18 protein-coding genes and 1 riboswitch are annotated in these 22,593 nt (G+C 63.3%); of the genes, 12 read left to right on the top strand and 6 right to left on the bottom strand.

Annotated features, from left to right (window positions below):
- The first annotated feature begins 4 nt into the window (after positions 1 to 4).
- Positions 5 to 919: a LysR family transcriptional regulator gene (locus JQ507_01950; protein ID QRI70332.1), complete on the top strand. Its 915-nt coding sequence runs from the start codon at positions 5 to 7 to the stop codon at positions 917 to 919.
- Between the two features lie 66 nt (positions 920 to 985).
- Here the strand turns inward: JQ507_01950 and JQ507_01945 are convergent, their stop codons facing one another.
- Positions 986 to 2,092 carry a 2'-deoxycytidine 5'-triphosphate deaminase gene (locus tag JQ507_01945; GenBank protein QRI70331.1) on the bottom strand — a complete coding sequence of 369 codons (1,107 nt, stop codon included), beginning with the start codon at positions 2,090 to 2,092 and terminating at the stop codon, positions 986 to 988.
- A 133-nt stretch (positions 2,093 to 2,225) separates the two neighbouring features.
- Positions 2,226 to 2,305, top strand: a riboswitch (SAM riboswitch).
- 76 nt (positions 2,306 to 2,381) lie between these two features.
- On the opposite strand from JQ507_01945, the gene JQ507_01940 reads away from it, so the two are divergent.
- Positions 2,382 to 3,575 (top strand): O-succinylhomoserine sulfhydrylase, encoded by a 1,194-nt coding sequence (locus JQ507_01940; protein QRI70330.1) that lies wholly within the window; start codon positions 2,382 to 2,384, stop codon positions 3,573 to 3,575.
- A gap of 182 nt (positions 3,576 to 3,757) precedes the next feature.
- Here the strand turns inward: JQ507_01940 and JQ507_01935 are convergent, their stop codons facing one another.
- The 5 genes from JQ507_01935 to JQ507_01915 all read right to left on the bottom strand — a co-directional run bounded on the left by JQ507_01935 (position 3,758) and on the right by JQ507_01915 (position 11,152).
- Entirely contained in the window at positions 3,758 to 4,531 is a 774-nt protein-coding gene (locus JQ507_01935; protein QRI70329.1) for an SDR family oxidoreductase, read from the bottom strand.
- Positions 4,532 to 4,667: 136 nt separating this feature from the next.
- Positions 4,668 to 5,813, bottom strand: coding sequence for a pimeloyl-CoA dehydrogenase small subunit (pimD, locus tag JQ507_01930; protein ID QRI70328.1), 1,146 nt, complete (start codon positions 5,811 to 5,813; stop codon positions 4,668 to 4,670).
- Between the two features lie 195 nt (positions 5,814 to 6,008).
- Entirely contained in the window at positions 6,009 to 7,199 is a 1,191-nt protein-coding gene (gene pimC, locus JQ507_01925; GenBank protein QRI70327.1) for a pimeloyl-CoA dehydrogenase large subunit, read from the bottom strand.
- A gap of 10 nt (positions 7,200 to 7,209) precedes the next feature.
- Entirely contained in the window at positions 7,210 to 8,880 is a 1,671-nt protein-coding gene (gene pimA / locus JQ507_01920; protein ID QRI70326.1) for a dicarboxylate--CoA ligase PimA, read from the bottom strand.
- A 175-nt stretch (positions 8,881 to 9,055) separates the two neighbouring features.
- Positions 9,056 to 11,152, bottom strand: a complete 2,097-nt coding sequence (locus JQ507_01915; GenBank protein ID QRI70325.1) for an enoyl-CoA hydratase/isomerase family protein — start codon at positions 11,150 to 11,152, stop codon at positions 9,056 to 9,058.
- 180 nt (positions 11,153 to 11,332) lie between these two features.
- Between JQ507_01915 and JQ507_01910 the strand changes: the two genes are divergently transcribed.
- From JQ507_01910 to JQ507_01865, 10 genes are all read left to right on the top strand, one after another.
- On the top strand, positions 11,333 to 12,199 hold the full coding sequence (locus tag JQ507_01910) for an IclR family transcriptional regulator (protein ID QRI70324.1): 867 nt from the start codon (positions 11,333 to 11,335) through the stop codon (positions 12,197 to 12,199).
- 69 nt (positions 12,200 to 12,268) lie between these two features.
- On the top strand, positions 12,269 to 13,066 hold the full coding sequence (locus JQ507_01905; GenBank protein QRI70323.1) for an ABC transporter ATP-binding protein: 798 nt from the start codon (positions 12,269 to 12,271) through the stop codon (positions 13,064 to 13,066).
- Entirely contained in the window at positions 13,063 to 13,776 is a 714-nt protein-coding gene (locus JQ507_01900) for an ABC transporter ATP-binding protein (protein QRI70322.1), read from the top strand. Before JQ507_01905 ends, JQ507_01900 begins: the two co-directional genes overlap by 4 nt.
- 13 nt (positions 13,777 to 13,789) lie before the next feature.
- Positions 13,790 to 14,668 (top strand): branched-chain amino acid ABC transporter permease, encoded by an 879-nt coding sequence (locus JQ507_01895; GenBank protein ID QRI70321.1) that lies wholly within the window; start codon positions 13,790 to 13,792, stop codon positions 14,666 to 14,668.
- Positions 14,669 to 14,670: 2 nt separating this feature from the next.
- Positions 14,671 to 15,687, top strand: coding sequence for a branched-chain amino acid ABC transporter permease (locus tag JQ507_01890; GenBank protein ID QRI70320.1), 1,017 nt, complete (start codon positions 14,671 to 14,673; stop codon positions 15,685 to 15,687).
- A gap of 29 nt (positions 15,688 to 15,716) precedes the next feature.
- Positions 15,717 to 16,946 (top strand): ABC transporter substrate-binding protein, encoded by a 1,230-nt coding sequence (locus JQ507_01885; protein QRI70319.1) that lies wholly within the window; start codon positions 15,717 to 15,719, stop codon positions 16,944 to 16,946.
- A 118-nt stretch (positions 16,947 to 17,064) separates the two neighbouring features.
- Positions 17,065 to 18,291, top strand: coding sequence for an ABC transporter substrate-binding protein (locus tag JQ507_01880; protein QRI70318.1), 1,227 nt, complete (start codon positions 17,065 to 17,067; stop codon positions 18,289 to 18,291).
- A gap of 228 nt (positions 18,292 to 18,519) precedes the next feature.
- The gene (locus JQ507_01875; GenBank protein ID QRI70317.1) at positions 18,520 to 19,746 is read left to right on the top strand and encodes an ABC transporter substrate-binding protein; all 1,227 of its coding nucleotides are present in this window, start codon (positions 18,520 to 18,522) and stop codon (positions 19,744 to 19,746) included.
- 158 nt (positions 19,747 to 19,904) lie between these two features.
- The gene (locus JQ507_01870; protein QRI70316.1) at positions 19,905 to 21,131 is read left to right on the top strand and encodes an ABC transporter substrate-binding protein; all 1,227 of its coding nucleotides are present in this window, start codon (positions 19,905 to 19,907) and stop codon (positions 21,129 to 21,131) included.
- Positions 21,132 to 21,358: 227 nt separating this feature from the next.
- Positions 21,359 to 22,591: an ABC transporter substrate-binding protein gene (locus JQ507_01865; GenBank protein ID QRI70315.1), complete on the top strand. Its 1,233-nt coding sequence runs from the start codon at positions 21,359 to 21,361 to the stop codon at positions 22,589 to 22,591.
- Positions 22,592 to 22,593 lie beyond the last annotated feature (2 nt).

The raw sequence follows: 22,593 nt of genomic DNA, 5'->3' as shown, positions 1-22,593 counted from the left end.
TCAATTGGATCGTTTGGAGGCGATGACGGTCCTCGTGGCCGTGGTGGACAACGGAGGCTTCACCGCGGCGGCGCGTGCGTTGGGTCTGCCTCTTCCCACCGTCAGTCGAAAGCTGGCAGAGCTGGAATCGCATCTTGGCACTCGGCTGCTGAACAGGTCGACGCGACGGATCGCGCTGACCGACGCGGGGCAGGACTACCTGTCTGCTTGCAAGCGCATCCTCGAGGAGATCGGGGACGCCGAGCGAAAGGTTGCCGGCGAATACGTCGCTCCGAAGGGGGAGTTGGTCATATCCGCGCCCATCGTGTTTGGCAGGCTCCATGTGATCCCTGTCATCAGCGAGTTTCTGGCGAAACATCCTGATATCGACATCCGGATCGTCCTGTCCGACCGGAACGCTCATCTGCTCGACGACGACATCGATCTGGCCGTGCGGATCGGCCGACTGCGCGACAGCTCCATGGTTGCAACGCAAGTGGGGATGGTGCGCCAGATCACTTGCGGAAGTCCAAACTACTTTGCGGCGAACGGAATTCCGAAAGTGCCGCGCGACCTTCAAAAACTTTCTGTCATTACCTTCGAGGCGCTGAATTCAGGGACGTCGTGGTCCTATGGAGGCAAGAAGAGCGAAGCGCTGCCAGTCCGCTCGCGCCTGTCCGTCAATACCGCAGAAGCCGCGATCGATGCGGCGATTGCGGGCACGGGCGTGACCCGAGTGCTGTGCTATCAGGCCGCGCAAGCGGTCGCTGGCGGCAAGTTACAGGTCGTGCTCAGCTCCTTTGAGCCTGCGCCGGTGCCGGTGAGCATCATCTACGCAAGTCAAAATATGCTTCCGCTGAAGATGCGCAGCTTCATCGATTTTGCGGCTCCGCGGCTTCGCGCAAGGCTTTCTCAACTCGCTGATCGCGCCAAGGCGTAAGCCGGACAGGCCGCTGCCTTGGCTGGCCCCAGAGCGATCTCTCGGCGTTTGCCCTGCGGAATATCGCTACACGCGAAAATGCTTGGAGAGCTTCAGGCCCTGCGCCTGATAGTTCGAGCCGATGCGCTGGCCGTAGAGCGCATCGGGACGCTCCAGCATGCGTTCATAGACGAGGCGGCCGACGATCTGGCCGTGCTCGAGAATGAACGGCACCTCGCGCGAGCGCACTTCGAGCACGGCGCGCGCGCCCTTGCCGCCGGCGCCGGCATAGCCGAAGCCGGGATCGAAGAAGCCGGCATAGTGGACGCGGAATTCGCCGACCAAGGGATCGAACGGCACCATCTCCGCGGCGTAGTCCGGCGGCACCTGCACGGCTTCCTTGGACGCAAGGATGTAGAATTCGCCGGGATCGAGGATCAGGCTGCCGTCAGGGCGCGCCTTGATCGGCTCCCAGAACTCCTCGACGGCATAGCCGCCGCGGCGATCGACATCGACCACGCCGGTGTGGCGCTTGGCGCGATAGCCAACGAAGCCGCCCGAGTTTTCGCCGGAGAGATCGACCGAGAGCGCGACACCATGGGTGAGATCGGCATTGTCGGCATCGACCAGCCGCTCGGCGGCATGCAGCTCGTCCAGCTCGTCGGCGGTCAAGGTCGCCTCGCCGATCCGGAAGCGGACCTGGCTGAGCCGCGAGCCCTCCCGCAGCAGCACCGGAAACGTCTTCGGTGAGATCTCGGCATAGAGCGGGCCGTGATAACCGGCACCGATCATGTCGAAGCGGCGCGTGCCGTCGGCGATCACGCGGGTGAAGACGTCGAGCCGTCCGGTCGAGCTCTTCGGGTTGGCCGCGGCCACGATCTCCGGCGGCAGCGCCAGGCTCTCCAGCAGCGGCACGATGTAGACGCAATTGGTCTCCAGCACGGCGCCGTCGGAGAGATCGATCTCGTGCAGCTTGAGCTGGTCGATCCGCTCGGCGACGGTGGCATCGGGCCCCGGCAGGAAGCTGGCGCGGACCCGGTAGGCGATGTCGCCGAGGCGGAGATCAAGGCTTGCCGGCTGGATCTGGCTCTCGACAAAGTCGTAGGCGGGCAGAATGAGGCCAGCCTCCGCCATCTCCGCGATCATGCGGTCGGGCAGGATTCCGTTGGATTCATCTTCCAGCGTGAACGACACGGCGCGGTCCCTCGGCGATCCCTCGAGATGGCCCAAAATCAACCTCTGACGGGCCACCAAGCCCCCATATATGGGCTTTTACGGGTTATCCGATGACCGTCTTGACGGAAAGGGCGCGAGGGAATATCAGCTGCACTTATCCCGTGGTGATTTGAGCCGGCCGGCTTGCAGCCACGTTAAATAAGTCGCTAAACAGGCCGGGGACAGTGTGATCCCGGTCTGTGGAGGTTGCTCCAGGCCGGTTTTTTTGTGGCCATTTTCGCCAGGAAATGGCCACCTCGGAGGTCACATGTCTGAATCTGAAGGTACCGCCCGCTTCCGTCCCGAAACCCGCCTGGTCCATGGCGGCACGCTGCGCTCGCAATTCGGGGAGACGTCGGAAGGGCTGTTTCTCACCCAGGGTTACGTCTACGACACCGCTGAGCAATGCGAGGCGCGCTTCAAGGGCCAGGATCCCGGCTTCATCTATTCGCGCTATTCCAACCCGACGATTGCGATGTTCGAGCGCCGCATGATCGAGCTCGAGGGCGCGGAAGCCGCGCGCTCGACCGCGACCGGCATGGCCGCGGTGACCACCGCGATCCTCGCGCCCCTGAAGGCCGGCGACCACGTGGTGGCATCGAAGGCGCTGTTCGGCTCCTGCCTCTACGTGGTGCAGGACCTGCTGCCGCGCTACGGCATCGAGACGACGCTGGTCGACGGGCTTGACCTCGACCAATGGCAGCGCGCGTTGCGGCCGAACACCAAGACCTTCTTCCTGGAGAGCCCGACCAACCCGACGCTCGACGTGCTCGATATCGGCGCGATCGCCAAGATCGCCCACAGCGGCGGCGCCCGGCTGATCGTCGACAACGTGTTCGCGACGCCGATCTGGCAGAGCCCGCTGTCGCTCGGCGCCGACGTCGTGGTCTATTCCGCGACCAAGCATATCGACGGCCAGGGCCGCTGCCTCGGCGGCATCATCCTGTCGTCGGAAGCCTTCATCGCCGAGCACATCCACAATTTCATGCGCCAGACCGGCCCGTCGCTATCGCCGTTCAACGCCTGGGTGCTGCTGAAGGGACTGGAGACGCTCGGCGTCCGCGTCCGCGCGCAGACCGAGAACGCGGCGAAGATCGCCGAGGCGCTGGCGAGCCATCCGAAGGTCACCCGGCTGGTCTATCCCGGCCGCGCGGATCATCCGCAGGCCGCGACGGTGAAGAAGCAGATGGGCGCCGGCTCGACGCTGGTCGGCTTCGAGGTCAAGGACGGCAAGGCCGGCGCGTTCCGCTGTCTCAACGCGCTGAAGATCTCGCGCATCTCCAACAATCTCGGCGACGCCAAGAGCCTGGTCACGCATCCCGCCACCACGACGCATCAGCGCCTGGCGCCGGAAGCGCGCGCCGAACTCGGCATTAGCGAGGGTTTTATTCGCTTCTCGGCCGGGCTCGAGCATCCCGACGATCTGATCGAGGATTTCCAGCGCGCGCTGGAGCAGGTCTAAACTTGGATCGGAAGCGGAGGCTCACCTCTCCCTCGGGAGAGGTCGGCGCGTAGCGCCGGGTGAGGGCTTACGGTCCCTCGTGAGAGTTGCGGCCCCTCACCCGATTTGCTTCGCAAATCGACCTCTCCCCAATGGGGAGAGGTGAAGCGAGCGTGCGGCTAAAGCGATTCAATCATCATGCGTTACGTCGCCGCCGTCGTAACACCGCCGTCGACCACGATGGTCTGGCCGGTCATGAAGGTCGAGGCGTCGGAGGCGAGATAGGCCACCGCGCCCGCGATCTCGTCGGGCTCGCCAATGCGGCGGAGCGGCGTCGACGCGGTGCGACGCTTCAGATTGTCCGGATCCTCCCACAGCGCGCGGGCGAAATCGGTCTTCACCAGGCCCGGCGCGACGCAATTGACGCGCACGCCCTTCGGGCCCCATTCGCCGGCGAGGCTGCGGCACAGCGCGAAGTCGGCCGCCTTGGAGATGCCGTAGGCGCCGATCACGGTCGAGCCGCGCAAGCCGCCGATCGACGAGATGATGATGACCGAGCCCTTGCCGCGTTCGGCCATCTGCGGGATCGCCAGCGCGGAGAGCCAGATGTTGCTCTTGACGTTGGAGCCCATGATCTTGTCGAAGGCCTCATCGGTGATGTCGAGCAGCGGGCCGTAATACGGATTCACCGCGGCGTTGCAGACCAGGATGTCGATCTTGCCGTAATGCTTGATGGTGCCGGAGACCAGCGCCTCGACCTCCGCGCGGCGCGCGATGTTGCAGGGGATCACGAGGGCATCACCGCCGGCCTTCTTGATGCCGTCGGCGACGACCTCGCAGGCATCCGCCTTGCGCGAGGAGATCACGACCTTGGCACCGAGTTTTGCGAGCAGCTCCGCCGAGGCGCGGCCGATGCCGCGGCTCGAGCCGGTGACGACCGCGACCTGACCGGTGAGATCGAACGGGGTGTTCTTCATTGTTGTTGCCTCCCGGATCGGCCGTCATTCCGGGGCTCGCGAAGCGAGAACCCGGAATCCATTGGGCCGCATGATTTGTCGTGGAATGGATTCCGGGTTCGCCGCGTTGCGGCGCCCCGGAATGACGTTTGTGCGATCAGGCCAACAGCCCGCCGCCCTCACTGACGCGACGGAGGTGGTAGTCGGTGTCGCCGAGCGTGTTCTCGATCATGGTCAGCCGCTTGAAGTAGTGGCCGATCTTGGCTTCCATGGTCATGCCGATGCCGCCGTGCAGCTGGATCGACTGCTGGCCGACGAACTTCAGCGACTTGCCGACCTGCACCTTGGCGGCCGCGACCGCCGACGAACGCTCCTTGGCATCGCTGAAGTCCGACGCCATGGTCGCGAACATCGACATGCTGCGGGCCTGCTCCAGCGCCACGAACATGTCGGCGGCGCGGTGCTGCAGGCTCTGGAACGAGCCGATCGCGACGCCGAACTGCTTGCGGGTCTTGATGTACTCGACGGTGTCCTTCAGCGACTGGTCCATCGCGCCGACCGCCTCCGCGCACAGCGCAATGCGGGCCTCATCGGCGACACGCTCGATCAGCGGCAGGCCGTTCTCGGGATCGCCGATCGCAGCATCCGCACCGACTTCGACATTGGTGAAGGTGATGTCGGCCGCGTGCAGGCCGTCCTGGGTCGGATAGCCTTTTTTGGTGATGCCCTTGGCATCCGCCGGGACCAGGAACACGCCGATGCCGGCCTTGTCGCGCTGGCCGCCCTTGGTGCGCGCAGTGACGATCAGCGTGTCGGCGTTCTCGCCGTTGAGCACGACGAACTTCTCGCCGTCGATCACCCAGCCGTCGCCCTTCTTCTTCGCCGTGGTCACGACGTCGAACAGGTCGTAGCGCGAGTTCTTCTCGAGCTGGGCAAAGCCGAAGGTCTTGCTGCCGTCGATGATGCCCGGGATGTACTTGGCCTTCTGCTCGGCCGAGCCGCCATGGCGCAGGAAGCCGCCGGCGACGACGACGGTCGCGAGATAGGGCTCGACCACCAGCGCCTTGCCGAGCGCTTCCATCACGATCATGGTCTCGACCGCACCGGCGCCGAAGCCGCCGTCGGTCTCGGCGAAGGGCAGACCCAGCAGGCCCTGCTCGGCGAGCTTGCCCCAGAGCGCTTTGCTCCAGCCGCCCTTCTCCTTCATGTACTTCTTGCGCGCATCGAAGTCGTAGGCATCCGCCAGCAACCCGTCGACGCTTTCCTTGAGAAGCCGCTGCTCCTCGGACAGATCAAAATCCATGTTCGTTCCCTTAACTAACTGATCGTTGTTCAAGCCGGGGTCTCTTCACCTCGCCCCGCTTGCGGGGAGAGGTCGGATCGCATCGTCAGATGCGATCCGGGTGAGGGGGTACAGGTCTCTCGGCATTCCCTGCACGGAGAGAGGCCCCTCACCCCAACCCTCTCCCCGCAAGAGCGGGGCGAGGGAGAAGAGAAATCAAAGCCCCAGCACCGCCTTGCTGATGATGTTGCGCTGGATCTCGTTGGAGCCGCCGTAGATCGAAACCTTGCGGTTGTTGAAGTAGCTCGGCGCGATCTGCGCGGTCCAATCCATGCTCTCGTTCGAACCGGCATCGCCGTGCTCGTCATAGGGCGCGGCGAACGGGCCGATGATCTCCATCAGCAACTCGGTGGTGGTCTGCTGGATTTCGGAGCCCTTGATCTTGAGCACCGAGGATGCCGGATTGGGCTTGCCCTTGCCGTGCTTGCCCTCGTCGGCGACGACGCGGAGCTGGGTCAGCTCGAGCGCCTTCAGCTCGATCTCGCAGGCGGTGAGCTTCTCGCGGAACGCCGGATCCTCGATCACAGGACGGCCGCCGGACTCGACCTTGGAGGCCAGCGCGCGGATGCGACGCAGCCGCTCCTTCGAGACGCCGACCCGGGCGATGCCGGTGCGCTCATTGCCGAGCAGGAATTTGGCGTAATCCCAGCCCTTGTTCTCCTCGCCGATCAGGTTCTCGTAGGGAACCTCGACGTCGTCGAAGAACACCTCGTTGACCTCGTGGCCGCCGTCGATGGTCTGGATCGGACGCACGGTGACGCCCTTCGACTTCATGCTGAACACGATGAAGGAGATGCCCATCTGCTTCTTCGCGTTCTTGTCGGTGCGGCAGAGACAGAAGATCATGTCGGCGTGCTGGGCGAGCGTGGTCCAGGTCTTCTGGCCGTTGATGATCCACTTGTCGCCACGGCGCTCGGCCGTGGTCTTCAGTGAAGCGAGGTCCGAACCCGAGCCCGGCTCCGAGAAGCCCTGGCACCACCAGTCGTCGACATTGGCGATGCGCGGCAAATATTCCTTCTTCTGCTTCTCATTGCCGAAGGTGTAGATGACAGGGCCGACCATGCTGACGCCGAAGGCGAGCGGCTGCGGCGCGGGATAGGACTGCAGTTCCTCGTTGAAGATGTAGTGCTGCACGGTGGTCCAGCCGGTGCCGCCAAATTCCTTCGGCCAGTGGGTGACGCCCCAGCCCTTCTTGTTGAGGATGCGCCACCAGGTGACCATCTCGTCCTTCGACAGATGACGGCCTTCCTGCAGCTTGCGCCTTGTCTCCGGCGGCACGTTGTTCTTGAAGAACTCCCGTACCTCCTCGCGAAACGCTATCTCTTCCTTGGTGAAAGCGAGATCCATCGGATCCTCCTTATTGAACGACTGATTTGGCTTGCGATGTCTTGGGCTGTTGCTGGCGCAATTCGTGACGCGACAGTTTTCCAACCGGGGTGCGCGGCAGTTCGGCGACGAATTCGACCGCCGCCGGCAATTCGTGCTTGCCCAACTTGCCGGTGAGGAAGGCGCGCAACTCGTCGATCGTGAACGCTTTCTCGCCGTCGCGCAGCTTGATGAAGGCTTTGGCCGCTTCGCCGCGGTAATCGTCGGGAATGCCGATCACGATCACCTCCTGCACGGCAGGATGGGTGTAGATCGCCTGCTCGATCATCTGCGGATAGACGTTGAAGCCGCCGGAGATGATCATGTCCTTCTTGCGGTCGACCAGATAGAAATAGCCGTCGGCGTCCATGTAGCCGATGTCGCCGGTGAGGAAGCGGTCGCCGACGAAAGCCTCCGCGGTCTCCGCTGGCCTGTTCCAGTAGCCCTTGGTGACGTTCGGGCCGCGGATGCGGATTTCGCCGACCTCGCCGACCGGCATCACCTTCGTGGAATCCTCCAGCGACACCACGTCCATCTCGATGCCGGGCAGCATCAGCCCGATCGAGCCCGGCTTCTCCGGTCCTTCCTTGGGATGGCCGGTGCCGGGCGAGCAGGTCTCGGTCATGCCCCAGCCGCTCTTCAGCTTCATGCCGACGCGGCGCTCGAATATCTTGGCGACCTCGACCGGCAGCGGCGCGCCGCCGGAGCCCGCGACCACCAGCGAGGAGAGATCGCGCTTGTCGAGATCAGGCAGCGAGGCGATCGCGATCCACATCGTCGGCACGCCGGGAAACACCGTCGCGCGCTTGACCTCGATGTCCCGCATCACGGCCTCGACGTCGAAGCGCTGATGCAGCGAGATCAGATGGCCGCGCCGGATCACTGACAGCAGCACGACGGTCAGCGCATAGATGTGAAACAGCGGCAGCACGCAGATCACGCGCTCAATCGCATTGCGTTCGAGCCGCCCGGGCCTGCCCCAGACGTCGTAGATCGACACCGCCGCGGTGAGATTGCCGTGGCTGAGCATGGCGCCCTTCGGCAGGCCGGTGGTGCCGCCGGTATATTGCAGCAGCGCGACGTCCTCGACATCGACCGCGGGCCATTGCGACGGCTTGGTCACGCCCTCGATGAACTGGCGGTGCGTGATGATCTTGGGATTGTCGGGCAGCGCGGTCTGCTGTGTGCCGACCTTGCCCCAATTGTCGTCCTCGCAGACGATCAGACGATCGAGCAGGCCTTTGTCGAGAAACTTCAGCGCGGTCGGCAACAGCGCCGAGAGATTGCTGGTAACCAGCACGCGCGCACCGGAATCGGAGAGCTTGTGCGACAGCGCGATCTCGCCGTCGAGCGGCGACAGATGCACGATTCGGGCGCCGGCCTTCAGCGCGCCGAAGAAATTGATCGGATGATCGGGCGAATTGCCGAGGAACAGCGCGACCGAGGTGCCCTTGCCGTAGCCGGCCCGCAAGAAGGCGGCGGCGGCGGTCTCGACCAGGGACTCAAGTTCGCTATAGCTGATCTGCCGGTCGCGGAATTCGAGCACCGGGCGCACACCGAACTCGGCGGCAGCGTTGGAGAGCAGGTCGGGCAGCGTGCCGCGCGTGATCTCGTCGCTCCACTTCACGCCAGAAGGATAATATTGTTCGCCGGGATAGGTCATGAAAGGTCTTGCATCTGTGAGGTGACCCCGCTGCGCGGGCTCCCCTCCCCCTTGCGGGGAGGGGTTGGGGGAAGGGGTACCACACGGGCAGTCCCGACGCGGCTACCCCTCTCCCTAACCCTCCCCCGCAAGGGGGGAGGGAACCCTACCAGCGAGTCCTTGGCCAGAAAGCGGATCACGCCGCCTTCGACGCGGCGGCGAGCGAGGCGAAGGTCTTGCCTTCGTCCGCAAGCTTCCTGAGCAGCGGCGCCGGCTCGAGCGAGGGATCGTTGGTCTCCTTGGCATAGAACGCCAGGCGATCGGCGATGTGCTTGAGGCCGACGCTGTCGGCCCAAAACATCGGGCCGCCGCGATAGATCGGCCAGCCATAGCCATAGAGCCAGACCACGTCGATGTCGGACGGACGCGCCGCGATGCCTTCGGCGAGGATCTTCGCGCCCTCGTTGATCATCGGGTACATCATCCGTTCGAGGATCTCGTCGTCGGTGACGACGCGCTTCTTGCGGCCGAGGCGCGCCAGCGTCTCGTCGATCAGCTTCTCGACCTCCGGATCGGGCAGCGCCGCGCGCGAGCCCGGCTCGTACTTGTAGTAGCCCTTGCCGGTCTTCTGGCCGAACCGGCCGGCCTCGCACAGCGCGTCGGCAATCTCCGACTTGATGCCGCGATCCTTGCGCGAGCGCCAGCCGATATCGAGGCCGGCGAGATCGCCCATCGCGAACGGGCCCATCGGCATGCCGAACTTGGTGACGACGGCGTCGACCTGCTGCGGCAGCGCGCCTTCGAACAACAGCTTCTCGGACTGCTTGCCGCGCTGCGCCAGCATGCGGTTGCCGACGAAGCCGTCGCAGACGCCGACCACGGCCGGCACCTTGGCGATCTTGCGGGCGATCGACACCGCGGTCACCAGCGCGTCCGGCGCGGTCTTGTCGGCGCGGACGATCTCGCACAGCTTCATGACGTTGGCCGGCGAGAAGAAGTGCATGCCGAGCACGTCCTGCGGCCGCTTGGTCGACTGCGCGATCTCGTCGATGTTGAGATAGGAGGTGTTGGAGGCCAGCACCGCGCCCGGCTTGGCGTACTGATCGAGCTTGCCGAACACTTCCTTCTTGACCGCCATGGTCTCGAACACGGCCTCGATCACGAGGTCGGCGTCGCCGACGTTCTCGATGCCGACGACACCGTTGATCAGCGCCATGCGCTTGGCGGGCGCATCCGCCGGGATGCCGCCACGCGCGGCGGTCGCCTCGTAGTTCTTCTGCATGATGCCCATGCCGCGCTTGAGCTGCTCCTCGCCGGTCTCGATCAGGGTGACCGGGATGCCGGCATTGGCGAACGACATCGCGATGCCGCCACCCATGGTGCCGGCGCCGAGGATGGCGACGCGCGCCACGTTGCGGCCCTTGGTGCCTTCGGGGACACCGGAGATCTTGGCGGCTTCGCGCTCGGCGAAGAACGCGTAGCGCTGCGCCTTGGACTGCTCGCCGTTCATCAGCTTGAGGAAGCCCTCGCGCTCCTTCTTCAGACCTTCCTCGAACGGCAGGTCGATCGCGGCGCCCACGGCGTCGGCAGCGGCGAACGGCGCCTCGAGGCCGCGCGACTTCTTGGTCAACGCAGCGACCGCATTGGTGAAGATCGAGCGGTCGGCCTTGGCCGCGGCAAGCTTGGAGTCGTCATCGCGCAGCTTGCGCAGCGGACGCTTCTCGGCGACCACCTTGCGCGCAAATGCCTCACCACCCGAGGCCGGACCTTCCACGATCTCCTCGATCAGGCCGGCCTTGAGCGCCGCATCGGCGCTGATCGGATCGCCGCCGACGATCATCTTGACCGCAAGCTCCGGGCCGACCGCGCGCGGCAGGCGCTGGGTGCCGCCGGCGCCCGGCAGCAGGCCGAGCTTCACCTCGGGCAGGCCGAGCTTGGCGTCCTTGGTGGCGACGCGATAGTGGCAGGCCAGCGCGACCTCGAGGCCGCCGCCGAGCGCGGTGCCGTGGATCGCGGCAACGATCGGCTTCGGCGAGCTTTCCATCAGGCTCAGCACTTCGGCGAGGCCGGGCGGCTTCGGCGGCTTGCCGAATTCGGTGATGTCGGCGCCGGCGATGAAGGTACGGCCGCCGCAGGTCAGCACGATGCCCTGGACCTGCGCGTCATCGATCGCAGCCTTGACGCAATCGAAGATGCCACCGCGCACCGCGGCGCTGAGCGCATTCACCGGCGGACTGTTAACCGTGACGACGGCAATATTGTCATGACGTTCGAGCTTGACGACTTCACTCACCGGGACTCTCCCTGGATGCTTGTTCTTGAACTTGCGTTGAGTAGCTGAACGACTTGCGTCGAGCCGCTGCGATTAGACCAATTTCGCACTGCGAAATTTAATTCCACATCTTGACACGGAGGGTTATTTTGAAGCACGAGCCTTGTCAACGAGCATGACAAGGGCAGGACAAGGATCGGCATGAAGCGCGCCAGCAAGAAAGCAGCGACCGATCGCAATTTCGTCGTCGCGCTTTCCCGCGGACTGGACGTCCTGCGCGCATTTCAACCCAATGACGGCCTGCTCGGCAATCAGGAGATTGCTGCCCGCACCAAGTTACCGAAGCCAACCATCTCCCGGCTGACCTACACGCTGACCAAGCTGGGATACCTTACACCTGTACCGAAATTCGAGAAGTATCAGCTCGCGCCGTCGGCGATGGCGCTCGGCTACGCCGCGCTCGCCAATCTCGGCGTTCGGCATTTGTCCGAACCCTATCGAGAAGAAGTGATGCGCGCGACCGGCGGCGCCGTCGCCGTCGGCGGCCGCGACCGTCACAGCATGATCTATTTCGGCCAGAGCCGAAACGGCCTGGCGCTCGGCGTGCAACTCGACGTCGGCTCGCGGGTGCCGATCGCAACCACCGCGATGGGACGTGCCTATATTTGGGCATTGCCACCCGACGATCGTGCGGCATTATTGCGCGAGCTGCGGGATCACTATGGCAGCCGCTGGGCCAAGATGCGTGACGGCATCGAGCGTTCCGGCGAGACGGTGGCGAAGCACGGCTTCACCATGTCGACCGGCGACTGGCAGAACGACGTCGCCGCGGTCGGCGTTGCATTGAGATTGAACGACGGAACCGGTCCTTACGCCTTCAATTGCGGCGCGCCGGCATTCCGCTTCACGGAAGACAGATTGCTCAACGACATTGGACCTCGTCTTGTCGCGATGGTAAGGAACATCGAGCAGGCGCTCGGTGGAATGGCGCCGCAATCCAAAAAAGAAGAACGCAAAAAGACCAGAGTAGGAGGGAAAGTTGCACGTTTGGCCGAGGGGATCAGATAGCCTCCATCACGTCCAGCGAAACGCATCGCAGGACCGCTCGCACCGCTCGAAGACGGCGGGCGAGACGAGATGACGCAGGCACAGCTCGCGCAGGGGAATGATCCCTTGCTCGCGGTTCGCGACGTCAGCGTCGTGTTCGGCGGCATCATCGCACTGAATGGCGTGTCGTTCGACATGCGCCATGGGCAGATCCTCGGACTGATCGGGCCGAACGGCGCCGGCAAGACGACGCTGTTCAATTGCCTGTCGCGGCTCTATCAGCCGTCGTCCGGCGACATCCTGATGGAAGGCAAGAGCATCCTGTCGCGGCCGCCGCACCGGATCGCCGAGATCGGCATCGGCCGCACCTTCCAGAACGTCGCGCTGTTTCCCAACCTATCCGTGATCGACAATGTGCGCGTCGGCGCGCATGCGCGCACCTCGAGCGACATCGTCAGCGACTCGCTGCGCCTTGCCTGGGTCCGCCGCGGCGAGAACGACATGAACAAGAAGGTGCACGACATCCTGGGCTATCTCGATCTCGAGAGCGTCGCCCACACCGTGGTCTCGGGACTGCCGTTCGGCACCCAGAAGCGCGTCGAACTGGCGCGCGCTTTGGCCGCAGACCCCAAGATCCTGCTGCTCGACGAGCCGGCCGGCGGCCTCAATCACGAGGAAGTCTACGTGCTCGGCGATCTGATCCGCAAAATCCGCGATGACCGTAAAATTACGGTGTTGCTGGTCGAGCATCACATGGGTCTCGTGATGTCGATCGCCGACCACGTCGTCGCGCTCAATTTCGGCCGCAAGCTGGCCGAAGGCACGCCGGCCCAGGTCCAGGCCGACCCCGACGTCATCAAGGCCTATCTGGGGAGCAAGGACCAATGACCACGATGCTCAACGTCAAGGACCTGCGCGCCTATTACGGCCAGGTCCAGGCCCTGCACGGCCTCAGCTTCTCGCTCAACGAGGGTTCGCTGACCACGCTGCTCGGCGCCAACGGCGCCGGCAAGACCACCACGCTGCGGGCGATCTGCAACATGGTGCGCTCGACCGGCGCGATCGAATTCGAGGGCAAGCCGATCGGCACTCGTTCCACTGAAAACGTGGTCCGCCTCGGCATCGCCCATGTGCCGCAGGGCCGCGGCACCTTCACCAACATGACGGTGGAGGAGAATTTGCAGTTAGGGGCCATCAGCCGCTCCGACACCAAGGCGATCGGCTCCGACATCGAGCGGATGTACGAGCACTTCCCGGTGCTGAAGCAGCGCTACACCCAGCAGGCCGGCACGCTGTCCGGCGGCGAGCAGCAGATGCTCGCGGTGGCGCGCGCGCTGATGCTGCGGCCGCGCCTGATGCTGCTCGACGAGCCGTCGTTCGGCCTCGCACCGCTGATCGTGCGCGACCTGTTCCGCATCCTCGGCAAGATCAATCGAGAAGAGAAGGTGACCATCCTGGTGGTCGAGCAGAACGCGCAGCTCGCGCTCGAGCTCGCCGACCAGGCCTATGTGATCGAAACCGGACGGATCGTGATGTCGGGCAATGCCAAGGACATCGCGAACAACGAAGACGTCCGCAAATCCTATCTCGGCTACTGAGGGAGCTGGCTCAATGGAGCTTTTTGCCAACCAGGTCCTGGCCGGCATCGCCACCGGCGCGATCTATGCATGCATGGCGCTTGCGGTCGTGATGATCTACCAGGCCATCGACCATCTGAATTTCGCCCAGGGCGAAATGGCGATGTTCTCGACCTTCGTGTCCTGGCAGCTGATGCAATGGGGCGTGCCCTACTGGGGCGCCTTCGTACTCACGGTCGCCTTTTCATTCGCCGCCGGCATCGTCATCGAGCGGCTGCTGTTCAAGCCGCTGGCGAAGGCGCCGATCCTGACCAACGTCGCCGGGTTCATCGCGCTGTATGCGATCATCAACTCGGTCGCCGGCCTGATCTGGGACTTCACCATCAAGCAATATCCGACGCCGTTCGGCTCCTCGCCGTTCCTCGGCAGCCAGCTGATCTCGACCCACCAGGCCGGCATGATCGGCATCACGCTGTTGATGCTGCTCCTGCTGTTCTTCTTCTTCCGCTTCACCCGGGTCGGCCTTGCAATGCGCGCCGCCGCCTCGCTGCCTGAATCGGCCCGCCTCGTCGGCATCAACACCTCGTGGATGATCGCGCTCGGCTGGGGCATGGCGTCCGCGATCGGCTCGATCGCCGGCATGATGATCGCCCCGGTGGTGTTCCTCGAGCCGAACATGATGCTCGGCGTGCTGATCTACGGCTTTGCCGCAGCCGTGCTCGGCGGCCTGACCTCGCCATTCGGCGCCGTGATGGGCGGCTTCCTGGTCGGCATCTTCGAGAACCTGGTCGGCACCTATATCCCCGGTGTCGGCAATGAGCTGAAACTTCCGATCGCGCTTGCGCTGATCATCGTCGTCCTGGTCGTGAAACCGGCAGGCCTGTTCGGCCGCGCCATCGTCAAGCGAGTTTGATCATGAGCGCCGCTGAAGAAATCGTCACAGAAGCCCCCGCCGTCGAGGCCGTGCCCAAGCGTGCCATGACGCTCGGCTATGGCACCTCGCTCGCCGTGCTCGCCGCGCTGATCATCATTCCGCTGTTCGTGAAGAACTTCATCATCTTCCAGATGACGATGCTTCTGATCTACGCGCTGGCGGTGATGGCGCTCAACATCCTGACCGGCGGCAGCGGCCAGTTCTCGCTCGGCCAGAGCGCGTTCTACGCCGTTGGCGCCTATACCTCGGCGATCCTGATGGAGCATGCGGGCATGAACTATGCCCTCACGCTGCCGATCGCCGGCATCGTCTGCTTCGGCTTCGGCTTCCTGTTCGGCCAGCCGGCGCTACGGCTTTCCGGCGTCTACCTGGCGCTTGCGACCTTCGCGCTCGCGACCGCGATGCCGCAGCTGCTCAAGCTCGGCTATTTCGAGCACTGGACCGGCGGCGTGCAGGGCCTCGTGGTGACCAAGCCGGACGCGCCGTTCGGCCTGCCGATGTCGCAGGACATGTGGCTCTACTACTTCACTCTGGTGGTCTCGATCGCGATCTATGTCGCCTCGGTGAACCTGCTGCGCTCGCGCTCGGGCCGCGCCTTCATGGCGATCCGCGACAACGAGATCGCGGCCTCCGCAATGGGCGTCGACGTCGCGCTGTACAAGACGCTGGCATTCGGCGTCTCGGCCGGCATCACCGGCGTCGCCGGCGGTCTCGGCGCCATCGCGGTGCAGTTCGTGGCGCCGGACGGCTACACCATCCAGCTCGCGATCTCGCTGTTCCTCGGCATGGTGGTCGGCGGCGTCGGCTGGCTGCCCGGCTCGATCGTCGGCTCCGCCTTCATCATCTTCGTGCCCAACATCGCCGAAGGCATTTCCAAGGGCCTCTCCGGCGCGGTGTTCGGCGTGCTGCTGTTCCTCGTCATCTTCCTCGTGCCGCACGGCGCCAGGCAGGTTGCGATCGTTGCCCAGCAACTGGCCGCAAAGCTCAAGAAGAACTAAGAATCTTTAGAACCAAACCAGGAGACATTATGCTTTCTACCGTTCGGATCGCCGCGATTTCCGCGGCGATCACGGCTGTCGCCGTGACGTCCACCGCCGCATTCGCCCAGAAGAAATACGACACCGGCGCAAGCGATACCGAGATCAAGATCGGCAACATCATCCCCTATTCGGGACCGGCCTCCGCCTACGGCGTGATCGGCAAGACCGAAGAAGCCTATTTCAAGATGATCAACGACCGCGGCGGCATCAACGGCCGCAAGGTCAATTTCGTCAGCTATGACGACGCCTATTCGCCGCCCAAGGCGGTCGAGCAGGTGCGCAAGCTGGTCGAGAGCGACGAGGTGCTGCTGGTGTTCAATCCGCTCGGCACGCCGTCCAACACCGCGATCCAGAAGTACCTGAACTCCAAGAAGATCCCGCAGCTGTTCGTCGCCACCGGCGCCACCAAGTGGAACGACCCGAAGAACTTCCCGTGGACCATGGGCTGGCAGCCTAGCTACCAGAGCGAAGCGCAGATCTACGCCAAGTGGCTGATGAAGGAGAAGCCCGACGCCAAGGTCGCGATCCTCTATCAGAACGACGATTTCGGCAAAGACTACCTCAAGGGCACCAAAGACGGCTTTGGCGCCAAGGGCGCCACGAGCATCATCATGGAGGAGAGCTACGAGATCTCCGAGCCGTCGATCGACAGCCACATCGTCAAGATCAAGGCCGCCAATCCGGACGTGCTGCTGATCTACACGACGCCGAAATTCGGCGCGCAGACCATCAAGAAGACCGCCGAGCTCGGCTGGAAGCCGCTGCAGATCATCACCAACGTGTCGGCCTCGGTCGGCAGCGTGATGCAGCCGGCCGGCTTCGACAACGCCCAGGGCGTGCTGTCGGCGGCCTATGCCAAGGACGGTGCCGATCCGCAATGGGCCAACGATCCGAACATGAAGAAGTGGGCCGAGTTTCTCGACAAATACATGCCGGGCGCCGACAAGACCGACGGCGGCTACGTCTACGGCTACGGCGCCGCGCAGACGCTCGCCAAGGTGCTCGAAATGTGCGGCGACGATCTGACCCGCGCCAACGTCATGAAGCAGGCCGCCAGCCTGAAAGACTTCACGCCCGACACCCTGCTGCCCGGCGTCAAGATCAACACCTCGGCCACCGACTTCGCCCCGATCGCCCAGCTGCAGATGCAGCGCTTCAAGGGGCAGAAGTGGGAACTGTTCGGCGAGATTATTTCCGGCGACGTTCCCTCCGAGTGACGTTGCACTGCGGGAATAAACAACGGGCCTCCGCGATATCAGTCGCGGGGGCTTTTTGTTGACGCCCTGCTCCGATGGTATTGAATACCGCAAACCAAGAACCCGAGGTGGGGAAACCATGACTGCCGCACGTCCGTCCCTGACGGCGCTGTTGTCCGCATTCGCTCTGATCCTGACGAGCTGCAATGTCGCGCTGGCGCAGAAGGCCTACGACACCGGAGCCAGCGACACCGAGATCAGGATCGGCAACACCGTGCCCTACAGCGGTCCGGCCTCGGCCTATGGGGTGATCGGCAGGACCGAGGCGGCCTACTTCAAGATGATCAACCAGGCCGGCGGCATCCGCGGCCGCAAGATCACGTTCATCTCCTATGACGACGGCTACTCGCCGGCCAAGACCGTGGAGCAAGCCCGCAAGCTGATCGAGGACGACGAGGTGCTGCTGGTGTTCGGCTCGGTCGGCACCGCGAGCAACGCCGCGGTTCGAAAGTATATGAACGAGAAGCAGGTGCCGCAGCTGTTCATCGCCTCCGGCGCCTCCAAGTGGAATGACCCCAAGAACTATCCATGGACCATGGGCTGGCAGCCGTCCTACCAGGACGAGGCGCGGGTCTACGCAAAGTACATCATGAAGCACAAGCCTGATGCCAAGGTTGCCGTGCTCTACCAGAATGACGATTTCGGCAAAGACTACCTCAAGGGCCTGAAGGACGCTTTCGGCGGCAAGGCCTCGATGATCGTCGCCGAGGAAGCTTACGAAACTTCCGAACCCACGATCGACAATCATATCGTCAAGCTGAAGGCCGCCGGCGCCGATACGTTCGTCAGCGTCACGTCACCGAAATTCGCGGCGCAGGCGATCAAGAAGGCTGCCGAAATCGCGTGGACGCCGTTGCAGATCGTGGCCAACGTCTCCGCTTCGGTCGGCGGCGTGATGCAGCCGGCCGGCTTCGAGAACTCGCAGGGCATCCTGTCGGCGTCCTATCTCAAGGACGGCGCCGATCCGCAATGGGACAAGGATCCCGGCATGGAGAAATTCCTCGCCTTCCTCAAGAAGGACTATCCCGAGGCCAACAAGCTCGACGGCGCCACCTCCTACGGTTACGCCGCGGCACAGACCATGGTGAAGGTGCTGGAGATGTGCGGCGACGATCTGACCCGCGCCAATGTCATGAAGCAGGCCGCCAGCATGAAGGACTACGTGCCCGACACGGTGCTGCCGGGCATCAGCATCAACACCTCCGCCACCGACTTCGCGCCGATCAAGCAATTGCGCTTGATGCGATTCAAGGGCGAGAAGTGGGAGCTGTTCGGCGACATCATTTCGAGCAATCTGAGCAACTGATCGTCGCACTCAACTCAACGACGTTTGGTGAACTCACCGCAATCTCTGCGGCGCACCCGGGAAGAAGTCAGCTCCCGATATTGTCGACTAAAGATGCAGCTTCCGCGGCCTCGCCGCGGGGGCTTGTCATTGAGACACCCCCGGTAAGATGATAGTTTCCACCGACAATAACGAGCCCTCGAAACAGAGGGCCGCGACACATCATCTGCTATCAGGGAGAGAACCCGCATGTCTGCAACACGACATCTGGCGGCATTCGCCGTTGCGTTCGCGCTCGTCTCCGCATCCGGCAGCACGGCGCTTGCCCAGAAGAACTACGACACCGGCGCCACCGACACCGAAATCAAGATCGGCAACATCATGCCCTATAGCGGAGCAGCTTCCGCCTATGGCGTGATCGGCAAGACCGAGGACGCCTATTTCCGCAAGATCAATGCCGAGGGCGGCATCAACGGCCGCAAGATCACCTTCATCAGCTACGACGACGCCTACACGCCGCCGAAGACCGTCGAGCAGGCGCGCAAGCTGGTCGAGAGCGACGAGGTGCTGATGATCTTCAATTCGCTCGGCACGCCGCCGAACTCGGCGATCCAGAAATACATGAACCAGAAGAAGGTGCCGCAACTGTTCGTCGCCACCGGCGCCACCAAATGGAACGACCCGAAGGAATATCCCTGGACGATGGGCTGGCAACCCAACTATCAGAGCGAGTCGATCATCTATGCGAAGTACATTCTGAAGAACAAGCCGGACGCCAGGATCGCGGTGCTCTACCAGAACGACGATTACGGCAAGGACTATCTGAAGGGATTCAAGGACGGGCTCGGCGCCAAGGCGGCGTCGATGATCGTCGCCGAGGACAGCTATGAGGTGACGGAGCCGACCATCGATTCCCACATCGTCAGGCTCAAGGCCTCCGGCGCCGACGTGTTCTTCAACATCACGACGCCGAAATTCGCGGCGCAGGCGATCAAGAAGAACGCCGAGCTCGACTGGCATCCGCTGCACTTCCTCAACAACGTCTCGTCATCGATCGGCAGCGTGATCAAGCCGGCGGGCTTCGAGGCCGCCCAGGGCATCGTCTCGTCGCAATACCTCAAGGATCCGACCGATCCGCAGTGGAAGACCGACAAGGGAATGATCGCCTGGAACCAATTCCTGGATAAGTACTATCCCGAAGCAAACCGCGCCGACGCGTCCGTGATGTACGCCTACACCGTCGCGCAGGGCCTCGAGCACGTGCTGCGGGCGTGCGGCGACAATCTGACGCGCCAGAACATCATGAAGCAGGCCGCCAACCTGCGTGACCTCGAGCTCGACGGCTTATTGCCGGGTATCAAGGTCAACACCTCGGCAACCGACTTCGCGCCGCTTTCGCAACTGCAACTGATGCGCTTCAAGGGCGAGACCTGGGATCGCTTTGGTGAAATTTTGAGCGGCGATGTCGGCGGTTGACCCGCAATTGTCGACTAAAGACGCGGCCCCTGCGACGTTGTCGCGGGGGCTTTTCATTGAGACCAGCCGGGTATGGTGGTAATTTCACCTGATAACAACAGAGCTCTCGAAACAGGGGGCCGCGACACATTCGTCTGACAACAGGGAGAGAGACATCGATGTCCGCTACCACAAGATTTGCGGTCCTTGGGGCCGCGCTCGCGCTCGTCGCGACATCCGGCAGCGCTGCGCTGGCCCAGAAGAAATACGACACCGGCGCCAGCGATACCGAGATCAAGATCGGCAACATCATGCCCTACAGCGGACCCGCCTCCGCCTATGGCATCATCGGCCGCACCGAGGCCGCCTACTTCAAGAAGATCAACGACGCCGGCGGCATCAACGGCCGCAAGATCAACTTCATCTCCTATGACGACGCCTACTCGCCGCCGAAGGCCGTGGAGCAGGCCCGAAAGCTGGTCGAAAGCGACGAGGTGCTGCTGATCTTCAACTCGCTCGGCACGCCGTCGAACTCGGCAATCCAGAAATACATGAACTCCAAGAAGGTGCCGCAGCTGTTCGTCGCCACCGGCGCCACCAAGTGGAACGATCCGAAGGACTTCCCCTGGACCATGGGCTGGCAGCCCAACTACCAGAGCGAGACCCAGATCTACGCCAAGTACATCCTGAAGAACATGCCGAACGCCAAGATCGCGGTGCTTTACCAGAACGACGATTACGGCAAGGACTATCTGAAGGGTCTGAAGGACGGGCTCGGCCAGAAGGCCGCCAGCATGATCGTTGCCGAGGAGAGCTTTGAGACCTCCCAGCCGACCATCGACAGCAACATCGTCAAGCTGAAAGCCAGCAACGCCGACGTATTCATCGACATCGCGACGCCGAAATTCGCGGCGCAGGCGATCAAGAAGGTCGCCGAGATCGGCTGGAAGCCGACCCACTTCCTCAACAACGTGTCGGCCTCGGTCGGCAGCGTGATCAAGCCGGCCGGCTTCGAGAACGCGCAGGACATCATCTCCGCCGCCTATCTGAAGGACGCTTCCGACAAGCAATGGGACAATGATCCCGGCATGAAGGAATTCTACGCCTTCATGGCCAAGGACTTCCCCGAGGGCGACAAGCTCGACGGCGGCACCGTGGTCGGCTTCGGCGTGGCGCAGACCCTGGTCCAGGTGCTCAAGCAGTGCGGCGACAATCTGACGCGCGAGAACATCATGAAGCAGGCCGCGAGCCTGCAGGACTTCCGCACCGAAGTGCTGCTGCCCGGTATCAAGATCAATACCGCCGCGAATGATTTCGCCCCGATCAGCCAGTTGCAGCTGATGAAGTTCAAGGGCGACAAATGGGAACTGTTCGGCGAGGTCATCAGCGCCGACGTCGGCGGCTGAGAACTTTCCCGCATCGTGAAAAATCTGCCCCCTGCGACCCGATCGCAGGGGTTTTTCTTTGCCTTTCGTTTGCTATCGCTCTATCCGGAAAACCGAAGGACACGGGCCGTTTACACTTCAGCGGACGATACGCTATTCAACCAAATCTCATCGTGCTCTAGGTACGGCAGAGCCAACAAGAAGCCGAGCGCCTCCCGCCGGGCGCGCAAGAACAGGAGATCCGCAAATTGTCCACGCCCGTCCTTCACCGTGCCGCAACCGCCGTTTTCGGCCTGGCCCTGCTCGCGACAAGCGGCAGCGCCGCCCTGGCGCAGAAGAAATACGACACCGGAGCGAGCGATACCGAGATCAAGATCGGCAACATCGTGCCCTATAGCGGCCCGGCATCGGCCTATGGCGTGGTCGGCAAGGCGATGACGGCGGTGTTCAAGAAGGTCAACGACGACGGCGGCATCAACGGCCGCAAGATCAACTTCATCTCCTATGACGACGCCTATTCGCCGCCGAAGGCCGTCGAGCAGGCCCGCAAGCTGGTCGAGAGCGACGAGGTGCTGTTCCTGTTCGGCACGCTCGGCACCGCCTCCAACACCGCGATCCAGAAATATCTCAACGCCAAGAAGGTGCCGCAGCTGTTCGTCGCCACCGGCGCCACCAAGTGGAACGATCCGAAGACCTTCCCTTGGACCATGGGCTGGCTGCCGAGCTACCAGAGCGAGTCGCGGATCTACGCGAAATATCTGCTCAAGGAGAAACCCGCCGCCAAGGTCGCGGTGCTCTACCAGAACGACGACATGGGCAAGGACTACCTCAAGGGCCTGGAAGACGGCTTCGCCAGCGATCCCGCGCGGATCGTCGCCAAGGAGAGCTACGAGGTCGCCGAGCCGACCATCGATTCCCACGTGGTGCGGCTGAAATCCTCCAGTCCGGATGTCATCATCTTCTTCACCACGCCGAAATTCGGCGCCCAGGCGATCAAGAAGCTCGGCGAGATGAACTGGAAGCCGGTGACGATCGTCTCCAACGTCTCGGCCTCCACCGCGACGGTGATGCGTCCGGCCGGGCTCGACAATGCGCAGGGCGTCATCTCGGCGGCCTACGCCAAGGACGCCAGCGATCCGCAGTGGAAAGACGACGCCGGCATGAAGGCGTTCGACGAACTGCTCGCCAAATATTTGCCCGACACCAATCGCGCCGATGCCTCGGCGATGACCGGCTACAACATGGCGACCACGATGGTCGAGGTGCTGCGCCGCTGCGGGGACGACCTCACCCGCGCCAATGTGATGAAGCAGGCGGCGAGCCTGAAGCAGTTTCCGCAAGGCGGCCTGCTGCCCGGCGTGACGCTGTCGACCGGGCCCAACGACTTCCAGCCGATCGAGCAATTGCAGCTGATGCAGTTCAAGGGCGAGCGCTGGCAGTTGTTCGGCGACGTCATCAGCGGCGAAATTGGCGGCAACTGATC

The organism is Bradyrhizobium sp. PSBB068 (assembly GCA_016839165.1).
GTDB lineage: Bacteria > Pseudomonadota > Alphaproteobacteria > Rhizobiales > Xanthobacteraceae > Bradyrhizobium.
This window is presented reverse-complemented; position numbering and strand designations above follow the sequence as displayed.

Excerpts from the sequence above, each read along its gene's own strand:
- JQ507_01940 (QRI70330.1), top strand. The coding sequence starts at position 2,382 with ATGTCTGAATCTGAAGGTACCGCCCGCTTCCGTCCCGAAACCCGCCTG.
- JQ507_01935 (QRI70329.1), bottom strand. The coding sequence starts at position 4,531 with ATGAAGAACACCCCGTTCGATCTCACCGGTCAGGTCGCGGTCGTCACC.
- pimD (QRI70328.1), bottom strand. The coding sequence starts at position 5,813 with ATGGATTTTGATCTGTCCGAGGAGCAGCGGCTTCTCAAGGAAAGCGTC.
- pimC (QRI70327.1), bottom strand. The coding sequence starts at position 7,199 with ATGGATCTCGCTTTCACCAAGGAAGAGATAGCGTTTCGCGAGGAGGTA.
- pimA (QRI70326.1), bottom strand. The coding sequence starts at position 8,880 with ATGACCTATCCCGGCGAACAATATTATCCTTCTGGCGTGAAGTGGAGC.
- JQ507_01910 (QRI70324.1), top strand. The coding sequence starts at position 11,333 with ATGAAGCGCGCCAGCAAGAAAGCAGCGACCGATCGCAATTTCGTCGTC.
- JQ507_01905 (QRI70323.1), top strand. The coding sequence starts at position 12,269 with ATGACGCAGGCACAGCTCGCGCAGGGGAATGATCCCTTGCTCGCGGTT.
- JQ507_01900 (QRI70322.1), top strand. The coding sequence starts at position 13,063 with ATGACCACGATGCTCAACGTCAAGGACCTGCGCGCCTATTACGGCCAG.
- JQ507_01895 (QRI70321.1), top strand. The coding sequence starts at position 13,790 with ATGGAGCTTTTTGCCAACCAGGTCCTGGCCGGCATCGCCACCGGCGCG.
- JQ507_01890 (QRI70320.1), top strand. The coding sequence starts at position 14,671 with ATGAGCGCCGCTGAAGAAATCGTCACAGAAGCCCCCGCCGTCGAGGCC.
- JQ507_01885 (QRI70319.1), top strand. The coding sequence starts at position 15,717 with ATGCTTTCTACCGTTCGGATCGCCGCGATTTCCGCGGCGATCACGGCT.
- JQ507_01880 (QRI70318.1), top strand. The coding sequence starts at position 17,065 with ATGACTGCCGCACGTCCGTCCCTGACGGCGCTGTTGTCCGCATTCGCT.
- JQ507_01875 (QRI70317.1), top strand. The coding sequence starts at position 18,520 with ATGTCTGCAACACGACATCTGGCGGCATTCGCCGTTGCGTTCGCGCTC.
- JQ507_01870 (QRI70316.1), top strand. The coding sequence starts at position 19,905 with ATGTCCGCTACCACAAGATTTGCGGTCCTTGGGGCCGCGCTCGCGCTC.